General features: G+C 55.6%; 1 protein-coding gene. It reads right to left on the reverse strand.

All coding sequences use genetic code 11. The features are described 5' to 3' along the window. Positions 1 to 358, reverse strand: a 358-nt coding sequence (locus tag QSV46_RS39170) for a transposase (protein ID WP_314964019.1), incomplete at its 3' end; no start/stop codon positions are given. Positions 359 to 439: the final 81 nt, after the last annotated feature.

The raw sequence follows: 439 nt of genomic DNA on the forward strand, positions 1-439 counted from the left end.
TCTCCGCCCCCTTCACGGCAGCTTCCCGATACCATCCCATGCGGGCCATTTCGGCCAACCCCTTGGCGTCGTTTTGGTCCGACTTGTTGATGCGCATCGATAACGCTGCGTTGGCATGACGCGCATCAAGGCAAATGACCGGAAAGCCCAGCGCCTTGAGTTGGTGCCAAAGCCAGTTCGATAGCGAGCCTGTTTCAAAAACGATCCGCTCAGCATTGTCGGCATGACGTCGCAAGAGTTTAGCGATGGCCTCTGGATTGGTGGGCACGCAACCTTCGAATGTCACGCTGCCGGTCTGGTCCAAAACGCAAATGCTGGTTTCTTCCATAGAGATGTCCAGACCTACGTACTGCTTCATAGCGCTGCTCCCTTTCGATAATCTGTAAAGCCGATCCTACCAACCCTCGTGTCCGCAAGAAGACGTCAGCCGCGATTACGC

The organism is Bradyrhizobium cosmicum, from assembly GCF_032290525.1.
In the GTDB taxonomy this organism is placed as follows: Bacteria; Pseudomonadota; Alphaproteobacteria; order Rhizobiales; family Xanthobacteraceae; genus Bradyrhizobium; species Bradyrhizobium cosmicum_A.